The organism is Vibrio sp. N418 (assembly GCF_000222565.1).
Lineage (GTDB): Bacteria > Pseudomonadota > Gammaproteobacteria > Enterobacterales > Vibrionaceae > Vibrio > Vibrio scophthalmi.
On sequence record NZ_AFWD01000101.1, the window covers coordinates 18,858 to 28,726 of the forward strand.

General features: G+C 42.8%; 9 protein-coding genes. All 9 read left to right on the forward strand.

The window, feature by feature from the left end:
* Positions 1–492 precede the first annotated feature (492 nt).
* The gene (locus RH86_RS19775; protein ID WP_009388258.1) at positions 493–2,133 is read left to right on the forward strand and encodes a methyl-accepting chemotaxis protein; all 1,641 of its coding nucleotides are present in this window, start codon (positions 493–495) and stop codon (positions 2,131–2,133) included.
* Between the two features lie 274 nt (positions 2,134–2,407).
* Positions 2,408–2,713 carry a PTS sugar transporter subunit IIB gene (locus tag RH86_RS19780; RefSeq protein WP_005594004.1) on the forward strand — a complete coding sequence of 102 codons (306 nt, stop codon included), beginning with the start codon at positions 2,408–2,410 and terminating at the stop codon, positions 2,711–2,713.
* Positions 2,714–2,813: 100 nt separating this feature from the next.
* A complete protein-coding gene (locus tag RH86_RS19785; protein ID WP_038219992.1) occupies positions 2,814–4,145 on the forward strand; it encodes a PTS sugar transporter subunit IIC in 1,332 nt (443 codons plus the stop codon).
* Positions 4,146–4,189: 44 nt separating this feature from the next.
* Positions 4,190–4,498 carry a PTS lactose/cellobiose transporter subunit IIA gene (locus tag RH86_RS19790; RefSeq protein ID WP_009388261.1) on the forward strand — a complete coding sequence of 103 codons (309 nt, stop codon included), beginning with the start codon at positions 4,190–4,192 and terminating at the stop codon, positions 4,496–4,498.
* A 12-nt stretch (positions 4,499–4,510) separates the two neighbouring features.
* Positions 4,511–5,833 (forward strand): 6-phospho-beta-glucosidase, encoded by a 1,323-nt coding sequence (locus RH86_RS19795; protein WP_009388262.1) that lies wholly within the window; start codon positions 4,511–4,513, stop codon positions 5,831–5,833.
* A gap of 38 nt (positions 5,834–5,871) precedes the next feature.
* Positions 5,872–6,606, forward strand: a complete 735-nt coding sequence (gene chbG, locus RH86_RS19800; protein WP_009388263.1) for a chitin disaccharide deacetylase — start codon at positions 5,872–5,874, stop codon at positions 6,604–6,606.
* A gap of 108 nt (positions 6,607–6,714) precedes the next feature.
* Entirely contained in the window at positions 6,715–7,713 is a 999-nt protein-coding gene (locus RH86_RS19805) for a LacI family DNA-binding transcriptional regulator (RefSeq protein WP_005594010.1), read from the forward strand.
* 72 nt (positions 7,714–7,785) lie between these two features.
* A complete protein-coding gene (locus tag RH86_RS19810) occupies positions 7,786–8,193 on the forward strand; it encodes a VOC family protein (RefSeq protein ID WP_009388264.1) in 408 nt (135 codons plus the stop codon).
* Positions 8,194–8,302: 109 nt separating this feature from the next.
* Complete coding sequence (locus tag RH86_RS19815; RefSeq protein ID WP_009388265.1) at positions 8,303–9,559, forward strand: HD-GYP domain-containing protein; 1,257 nt, start codon at positions 8,303–8,305, stop codon at positions 9,557–9,559.
* Positions 9,560–9,869: the final 310 nt, after the last annotated feature.

Consider the following 9,869-nt stretch of genomic DNA (forward strand, 5'->3'; position numbering starts at 1 on the left):
TTGCAGAATCAGTAAAACAATTAAATGATGAATGCATAATATTGGTCAACGGCAGTGAATAGTAATGTTGAAGCTTGCGATGCACTATTCGTCGTTGCTCACGTTTAATTACAATTAGGTAATTTGTTGTGAAGAAAAGGCGATATACGGATATCGATAAATAGGAAGAATTGAACGTGATATTCTTCATACGTTAACTTTGCCTGCAAATCTTATAGGAATATTGGTACTTTTATCTCTTATTTGATGCCTATTAGTGACTATGCAGAGGTGATTGTCGAGTTAATCGTTTTTCAAAATGTTATAGATAGCTATTTTTTGTGTTCAAATCTCCATCTAAAGCAATGACAATGAAATGGATATGTAATAACTTGCTCTGTGAGTGTTCTATCAAAGTGCTGATTTACAGCCCTTATAACCACTAAATTTATAATAGATAGAACATGATTGACGGTAACAAGATTACCGATAGCTTGCTAGTAGGAAGAAAGCATGAATTATTTATCAAAGTTGAAAGTAAAGACGCGGTTAGCCATAGGTTTTGGAACATTAGTTTCATTGATGATGCTGCTAACTATTTTAGGTATCCAAAAGGTGAATTTTATTGATTCAACCTTGGCGGAAGTCACTGACATAAACTCGGTTAAGCAACGATTTGCTATTAATTATCGAGGCAGTGTGCACGATCGAGCAATTGCGATTCGCGATATTGCTATCGCTAGAAATACCGATGAAATTGATAGATTTGAACGTGAAATTCGACTGCTTGAACAGTTTTATAATCAGTCCGAGCAGAACATGCAAAAGATGCTCGATGAGCATGTTCTATTCTCTAAAGAAGAGCGGGAAATTCTCGATAATATAGAGGCAATTAAGCTAACAACTTTGCCCCTAATTGAGCGCATTCTGACCGAGAAGAAACAAGGGCGAGAGGTAACCGAGGTTGTCTTGGAACAAGCTCGTCCGGCTTTTATTTCATGGCTTAACAGCATTAACCAATTTATTGATTACCAAGAAAAGCTTAACCAACAGTTGACGCCAGAGGCGCGAGCTATGGCTGGCGGTTTTCAAAACTTAATGTTGGTACTGAGTGCTATCGCTTTGGTGATATCAGTTATTGTTGGCGTTGCAATAGAGAAAAGCTTCCGTCGCTCATTAGGTGGTGAGCCGCATGATGCTCAACAAGCAATTCAAGTTATGGCTAGTGGCGATTTAACCCAAAGCCATATAAACCCTTATGCGAGTAGCATTCTTGATTCACTTTCAGCGATGTCAGTAAAGCTGATTAATATTGTCGGTAATATTCGTAGCGCCTCTAATCAATTGGCTGAGCAAGTCAAAGAGGTATCATCAGGCTCTAGTCAGGTATTAGATACCGCTCAGCAGCAAGCGAGATTAACCGAGGAAATGACGTATAAACTTGCTGATATGCGAACTAGCATTGAAGATATTGCTCAGATTGTTGATCTCTCGGAGCAAAACTCGGTCGCAACGTCAGAGCATGCTATTCAAGGCCGAGAGTTAATAGTTTCTGTAGCTGGGCAAATGGAGAAAGTGACGGCAGCGGTGAACAGCACTGTTACTCAAGTGAAGCAACTGGAAGCTAAAACTCGAGATATTGGTGGGATTGTGAATATGATTAGTGAGATTTCTGATCAAACTAATTTATTAGCATTGAATGCCGCTATTGAGGCTGCTCGCGCTGGAGAATCAGGACGCGGTTTTGCTGTGGTTGCTGATGAGGTGCGAAATTTAGCTCAAAGAACAAGTGTTGCCACAACACAAATAGAAACATTGCTCAAAGAGGTTCAGGTACAAACGGTCGTTAGTGTATCAGCTATGGAAGATACACAACCACAGGTTGAAGAGTGTAAATCAAATACTTTAGATGCAAGTAATTTATTGGTGGGTATTGAGCAGCAAGCGCAGGATACGTTGAGCCGAGTCCGAGATATTGTCATTGCGACGAATCATCAAGTTGTGGTCGTGAGTGAAGTGGTCGATGCAATGGAAAAGATATCGAACATGTCGCGAGAATCGATGGATCTAATGAAAAATAATGAAGTGGCGGGACAAAAATTGGATGATTTATCAAGCCATCTAAAACAAGAGGTTGCCTATTTTAAAGTGTAAATAAGCGAATCTTTAGCGTGCTAAAAAGCCTCTTTAATAAGAGGCTTTTTTTATAGCATAAATTGTATGAAAGAGCGTTTTTATTGCAGGACTTCTATTCAAAAATAAAGATTCGTAACCATTATCTGGCTCTCCTTATGTAATTGAATATATCTAAAATGTTATAAAATGGGATTTTGTTCACGCTTAATGCAACCGGTTGCGCTTTTTTGATCTGTTCATTTTTGCTACAGTTTTGATGGGTTGATTCTAAATCAAATAAAGGAGCTGGATGATGAAGAAGATTTTACTTTGTTGTAGCGCTGGTATGTCGACCAGCATGCTAGTAAAGAAAATGGAACAAGCGGCGCAAGCTCGTGGTATCGAGTGCCAAATCGAAGCGCTCGCTGTCAATGCGTTCTCTGAAGCGATTAAAGAATACGATGTTTGCTTACTTGGTCCTCAAGTGCGTTTTCAACTTGAAGACTTGAAGAAAACCGCTGATGAGCACGGTAAAAATATCGCCGCTATCTCAATGCAAGATTATGGAATGATGAAAGGCGATGAGGTGCTCACACAAGCACTGAGCTTAATTAACTAATTCTCAATATAAGTTAAAAACAAATATAAATAAAAAGTGATTACACCTTATTGAAATATAGGGTGTGGGGCTTTTTACGCCAAAAATAAGGATGGACACTATGAATCTTTATGATTCGATACTTGGTTTTGTCGAAAAATATATCGCACCACTCGCGGTTAAAGTGGGCAATCAACCACATGTAAGAGCAATGAGAGACGGTTTTATTGTCTCAATACCGTTTATTATTGTCGGTAGTTTTATTTTAATTTTTGCCTTCCCTCCATTTGACCCTGATACCAAAAATGCATTTGGTCGCGCATGGTTGGATTTCGCTACGGCACACTTTGATACCATTATGATGCCGTTCAATATGTCGATGGGGATTATGACGATCTTCATTACATTGGGTGTAGCGTATAGTCTGGCGAAAGCCCATAAAATGGATGGCATTACCAGTGCCGCGCTTGCCTTGATGTCTTACCTCTTGGTGGCTTCACCATTGTCAGATGGTGGTCTACCTACTCAACATATGGGAGGGACGGGTGTATTTACTGGCGTTCTATCAGCATTTTTCTCGGTAGAGCTATACCGTTTTTTGAAAAAGCACAACGTTACGATTCGTATGCCAGAACAAGTACCACCGGCAATTGCTCGCTCATTTGAAGTGATGATCCCGGTATTAGCGGTATTTGTGACCCTTTATCCATTGAGCATCTTTGTTCAAGCCCAGTTTGATATGTTAATTCCGGATCTAATTCTTGAAGCGTTTAAACCACTAGTGAGCGCATCAAACTCATTGCCAGCCATCATCGGTGCATTGCTGTTATGCCAATTATTATGGTTTGCCGGTATTCACGGCGCGGCGATTGTTGTTGGTCTACTGTCTCCTATTTTTCTTACCAATATTGGCGCGAACACCGAAGCCTTTATTGCTGGTGAGCCAATTCCAAATATCTTTACTCAACCGTTTTGGGACTTCTATATATTCCTTGGCGGCTCAGGTGCAACCTTTGCGCTGGTACTGCTGATGGCCTTTAGCCGTTCAGCGCACCTCAAGAGTATTGGCCGTATGAGTGTGGTACCTGGTTTCTTCCAAATTAATGAGCCGGTGATCTTCGGTACACCGCTTGTGTTGAATCCTACTTTGTTCCTGCCCTTTTTACTGGTTCCAGTGGTTAACGCGACGATTGCTTATTTCGCGGTTCACTCTGGATTTGTCGGAATGGGGGTGGCGACAACACCGTGGACAACGCCTGCCATCATTGGTGCTTCTTGGGGTAGTGGTTGGACATTTACACCAGTACTGCTGGTCATTGGCTTGATGATTCTTGATCTCTTCTTATACCTACCATTCTTCAAAATGTTTGAGAAGCAAGTGTTGGCAGAAGAACTACCTGTCGCGGAAAAGAAAGCAGAGCAACAAGGTAACGGTCAAGGTGTGATCGCTTAATTTAAATTTTTGTAAGTATTAAATACGTTTTATCGGGAGGATTTATGGACCAGGAAATGGTTGTGATGGAAATCATTTGTAATGCAGGTGAAGCGCGCAGTCTATGTTATGAAGCGTTGAGATTAGCCCGCAATAATGATTTTGACCAAGCACAAGAGAAGTTGGCACAAGGTAAAGAGTGTCTTAATAAGGCTCACCTCACTCAAACTCAGCTTATCGAAGCGGATCAGGGAGAAGGTAAAGTGCCAATGACGTTGGTTATGGTGCATGCCCAAGATCACCTCATGACAACCATTCTTGCTCATGAAATGGCGACAGAAATGGTCGCTTTACATCAGCAGTTAGCCGCTTAATGGAGAATAAATATGCCTAGAGGTGCTTTGAAGCTTGCCATCATTGGTGGTGGCAGTAGCTACACGCCTGAGCTTATTGAAGGTGTGTTAAAACGCCGAGAATTTTTACCGGTGAGTGAAATTCACTTAGTGGATATTGATCAAGGTAGAGAAAAACTCGACATCATCCATGCGTTAGCCACAAGAATGGTGGCTAAAGTGGGGGCCGATATCAAGATTAGTGCAAGTACTGATCGTCGTGATGCGATCAAAGGTGCCGATTTTGTCATGACGCAATTTCGTGTGGGTGGCTTAAAGGCTCGGGCAAGTGATGAGCGCATCCCACTCAAATATGATGTGATTGGTCAAGAAACGACGGGGCCAGGTGGTTTTGCTAAGGCTTTACGTACCATCCCCGTAATCCTTGATATCTGTCGTGATATTGAGGAGCTTGCGCCCCAAGCGTGGATGCTGAATTTTACCAACCCAGCAGGTCTCGTTTCTGAAGCTGTCAATAAACACACCAAGGTCAAGAGCATTGGTCTGTGTAACGTTCCCGTTTCGATGCGCATGATGGTGGCAGAGATGATGGGTTGTCAGCCAGAAGAGCTGCAATTGGAATTTGCTGGCTTAAACCACTTAGTGTGGGTGCTCAAGGCATGGCTGAATGGCGAAGACATTACTGAAACCGTGATTGAAAAAGTCGGTGATGGCGCAAACTTCAGCATGAAGAATATTTTTGAAGAACCATGGGATCCTGACTTTCTTAGAGCGTTGGGGGCGATCCCATGTCCATATCATCGTTATTTCTATCAAACGGATGCGATGCTACAGGAAGAGAAAGAAAGTGCTGGCGAGCAAGGAACACGAGCTGAGCAGGTGATGAAAACCGAAGCATCACTATTCAAACTCTATCAAGACGTCAATTTGGATATAAAACCGAAGGAGTTAGAAGAAAGGGGCGGAGCCTATTATTCAGATGCTTCACTTAACTTGGTTGATGGTATTTACAATAACCGCAATGGCATTCATGTGGTGAACGTACCAAATAATGGTGCCATCAATACGCTTCCTGACGATGCTGTGATTGAATGTAGTGCTGTTATCGGTAATTGGGGTGCCAAACCGATTGCTGTCGGCGAGCTACCAGCAAACATCAAAGGTCTTTTGCATCAAGTAAAAGCCTACGAGCAGTTGGCGATTGAAGCGGCTGTGTTTGGCGACTATGACAAAGCATTGATGGCACTGGCGAATAATCCTCTTGTGCCTGACATCAAGCGCGCCAAAGCGATCCTCAATGATATTCTTCGTGAAAATGCGGAGTATTTACCACAATTTAAACTAACCACACTCTAGCGAGTGTGCTTGCTGCAAAGCAATAAGCTGAGGAAAAGATGAAAGTCATTTTTAATGCCGACGATTTTGGTCTTACTACCGGTGTCAATAACGGTATTGTACAAGCCTTCCGTCATGGTGTTGTTCGTTCGACGACATTGATGGTCGATATGCCCGGCGAATCCCACGCTGTCGCACTTGCTGCGCAAGTGCCGGAATTGAAAGTTGGGCTTCATCTACGCTTTACAGCTGGTAAGCCACTGACCGGTCATCAATCACTTGTGGGTGAACACGGTCTTTTTCCTGCTATTCCTGGCTTTTGGAGCAAGCAGGATTTTGACCCGGTCGAGGTGTATGAAGAAGTGGTGGCCCAAGTGGAGCATTTTTTAAGCTTAGGCTTAACATTGAGCCATATTGATGGCCATCATCATGCCCATACGCATCCTCAGATCGCCCCAGCGGTGTACGAAGTGGCAAAAAAATACCGAGTACCACTGCGTGGAGTGGGTCTTGCTGGGCAAGAGGAGTTTGGTTGTCGTTATCATTTTACTGAGCAGTTCTACGATCAACACACCTCAGTTGCGAGTGCTAAGCAACTGATGTTAGAGCATGAGAATAACTGTGATGTGTTGGAAGTAATGTGTCATCCCGCAGTCGTTGATACGCAACTGCGCTCGATGAGCAGCTATCTTGCCCAGCGAGAGCAAGAATTAGCAACCCTTTCCTCACCAGAATTCATCGCTTTCTTACAAGAGCGTGATATCCAAGTCACGGATTATTCTGTACTCACTTAGCCGCTTTTACATCTCTGTGTATCATAACTGCTGTCAGTTTCAGTTCCCCCTAATTTTTCGTTACTGACAGCTTTTTTCTTTCTAATCGTATTAACTATTGAAGGTCATATGGCACGAATTAAAGATGTTGCTGCCTTAGCAGGAGTAAACCGTTCGACGGTTTCTAGGATCATTAACGGTGAAGGTAAATTCAGAGAGGAAACCAGGCAGAAAGTAGAGCAAGCGATGGCGGAATTGAACTATCGCCCAAGTGCCATTGCACGTTCGCTCGCGACTTCGTCGAGTAACATGATGGGTCTATTGGTGACCTACTATACTGGGGGGTTTTTTGGCGCCATGATGGAACAAGTTCAAAATGAACTTGATACACATGCTAAATTTTTAATCACAGCTCAAGGGCACCACTCTAAAGAGGGGGAAAGAGACGCGGTTGAGCGTTTTCATGCGTTACGTTGCGATGGTTATATATTGCATAGTCGTCATTTGACTGATGAAGATATCTGCCAACTTGCACAACAGCACCCTCCTTTTGTCTTGCTAGACCGCGTTATTCCGTCATTAGAAGAGCGTTGTATTCGTTTCAATCACCATAAAGCAAGTTCAATGGCGGTACAGCACTTGTTACAGCAAAATCACCGCTTAATTGGTTGTATCACCGGGCCTACTTGGCGTGAAAACAGCTTGCAGCGTAAGCAAGGTTACCTTGATACCATGGCTGCGGCACAAGTGAGTGTCCCTCAATCATGGTGTGAGGAAGGGAACTACGGTTCGCAAAGTGGTTATGATGCGACTAAAGCGCTATTAACCCGTCATCCAGAATTGACGGCAATTTTCTCTTGTAGTGAAGAGATGACGGTTGGTGCGATGCAATACTTGCACGAGCACGGACTTAAAGTACCGGAGGATATCTCGATTGTTAGCTTTGATAGCGTAGAGCGATGTAATGAATTATACCCTGCGGTTACCTCGGTCTGCTTTCCTATCAATGATATGGCTCAGTCGGCGGTGCAAGTGCTAATGGATTTGATCGCGGGTAAAGAGGTCGGTCAACTGCATGAATTTACGCCTAAGCTAGTGATTCGCAAGGCAGATCGCGCCTTAATATAGGACTAAAGTACTAATTACATCTGTTGATACTTCGCTATTCTTTAATGAAAACAGTCAGTTTGGAGAATAGCTATGTATCAACTTACCCCTTACCTGTGTTTTTCAGGCCAATGTGAAGAGGCGCTCGAGTTTTATCAACGCTGCTTTCGTGGAGTGGTACTAACCAAACAATATTTCCGTGATGCCCCTCAATCGGTTGAAGGGGCGAATCCGAATTGGATTATGCATGCTGAATTTGAGGCTTTTGGTATGAAGCTGATGTTATCTGATGGCATGGTAGTCAGTGACGTTTCTGGTAACAATATTGCGTTATCACTGGTATTGGATGATCTCGATTTACAAGAACAATTGTTCGATAAACTTGCTTGTGACGGTGCGGTGATGATGCCGCTAGCGGATACCTTTTGGGGAGCGCGATTTGGTAAGGTGCAAGATAAGTTCGGTATTCGTTGGATGCTGCATTGTGAGTTGGTGAAATAATCGACGAAAATCCTGTTAACTTCTCACAAATGACGTTTTTATCTAGAAAGTTAGAGTTTAAGCACTAAACTAGCCGCGTTTTATTGGGTTTCATAGTTGTATCTAGAACGTGGCAAATATCAAAATTACGGTAGACCGAATTCAACCCGGACTACACATCCGTTTACCGGTAAAGTGGAACGAACATCCCTTCCTGCTGAATAGCTTTAAGCTTAAAAGCCAAGACCAAATTCGAGTTATTCGTCATTTGGGCATTAAATATGTCTACGTTAATGTTGACCAAAGTGATGTCCCCCCATTACCTGTACAGCAAATTGACAACGCTCCTACAGAGTCAGTTAATGAGGCGATGGATAGACGCGCTCAGCAACTATGGCAAGAAAAGCAGCAGCGTATTGAAACCATGAGTGCTTATCGTCGTCGTGTCGCTAATTGTGAAAAAGAGTTTGAACGTTCTCTTGCTCGTATGCGAGCTGTGATGACGAAGATTCGTAACCGTCCTGAATTAGCCGTCGATGAAGCGATGGTCTTAGTTGATGATATTGTCGAGCGCTTGATGAGTGATGGCGATGTTACGCTACATTTGATGAATGGTAAGAGTGAATTTGAAGACATCTATTTTCACTCACTGAATGTTGCTGTGTTATCGATGTTGATTGGTAAAGCGAAGAAGCTTGAGACCGCAACCATTAAAGAGTTGGCTTTCGCGGCGCTATTTCATGACATCGGTAAAATTAAAATACCAACAGCGATTCTGAGAAAAACCGTACCTTTAACCGAGCCTGAGCAAAACTACCTTAAGTTGCACACCAAATATGGAGTGGAACTAGCCGACAATATAGAGGGTTTTCCTGACTCTGCGAAACGAGTGATTGAGAATCATCACGAGACAAATGATGGCAAAGGTTTCCCATTAGGGCTTAAAGCAGATCAAATAGACACATTAACGCAGATTGTTGCGGTGGCGAATGCTTACGATGTTCTTTGCCATAACCCTGTCGCTGCTCAGCAAAAAATTCCCTATGTCGCATTGGCACATCTTTATAAGAACTGTAAATCTCGTTACAACAACGAGAACCTCAGTATCTTAATTAAATTTATGGGCGTGTATCCTCCAGGAACAGTGGTGCAATTGTCGAATGAGATGGTGGGATTAGTGATCTCAGTGAATTCTGCTCATATCCTTTATCCGAATGTTCTCATTTATGATCCGGCTGTGCCAAGAAGCCAAGCGCCGATCATTGATCTCGCAGAGAAGGATATAAAGATAGTTAATGCTATCTTGCCGAACAAGCTTCCGGAGAAAATTAAAGAATACTTAAATCCTCGTGCGCGAATCTCTTACTTTATTGAAGGCGATAACTAGGTTATCAACAGGATTTTGTGGGTAACTGGTGGGTAATCTGAGGGTATCTTGAGAGTAAAAATGGGGTTGTTTAATGATTGCGCAGTTAAGCACTTTTCATAAGAAAAAATGCATTTTGTGCTTGCCAATAAAATTCAGCTGCCTATAATGCGCATCCACTGACAGGGCAGACGCCGTAAGGCTTCAGCGTTAGTCAGCGAGGTGAAAGGTTCCACGAAAATTAAATTGAAAAAGTGTTTGACTCTTTCAGTTATCTCGTTAGAATTCACCTCCGCTTCGAGAGAAACTCTCGCAGCAAGCTCTTTAACAA

Excerpts from the sequence above, each read along its gene's own strand:
- RH86_RS19780 (WP_005594004.1), top strand. The coding sequence starts at position 2,408 with ATGAAGAAGATTTTACTTTGTTGTAGCGCTGGTATGTCGACCAGCATG.
- RH86_RS19805 (WP_005594010.1), top strand. The coding sequence starts at position 6,715 with ATGGCACGAATTAAAGATGTTGCTGCCTTAGCAGGAGTAAACCGTTCG.
- RH86_RS19775 (WP_009388258.1), top strand. The coding sequence starts at position 493 with ATGAATTATTTATCAAAGTTGAAAGTAAAGACGCGGTTAGCCATAGGT.
- RH86_RS19810 (WP_009388264.1), top strand. The coding sequence starts at position 7,786 with ATGTATCAACTTACCCCTTACCTGTGTTTTTCAGGCCAATGTGAAGAG.
- RH86_RS19790 (WP_009388261.1), top strand. The coding sequence starts at position 4,190 with ATGGACCAGGAAATGGTTGTGATGGAAATCATTTGTAATGCAGGTGAA.
- RH86_RS19795 (WP_009388262.1), top strand. The coding sequence starts at position 4,511 with ATGCCTAGAGGTGCTTTGAAGCTTGCCATCATTGGTGGTGGCAGTAGC.
- RH86_RS19785 (WP_038219992.1), top strand. The coding sequence starts at position 2,814 with ATGAATCTTTATGATTCGATACTTGGTTTTGTCGAAAAATATATCGCA.
- chbG (WP_009388263.1), top strand. The coding sequence starts at position 5,872 with ATGAAAGTCATTTTTAATGCCGACGATTTTGGTCTTACTACCGGTGTC.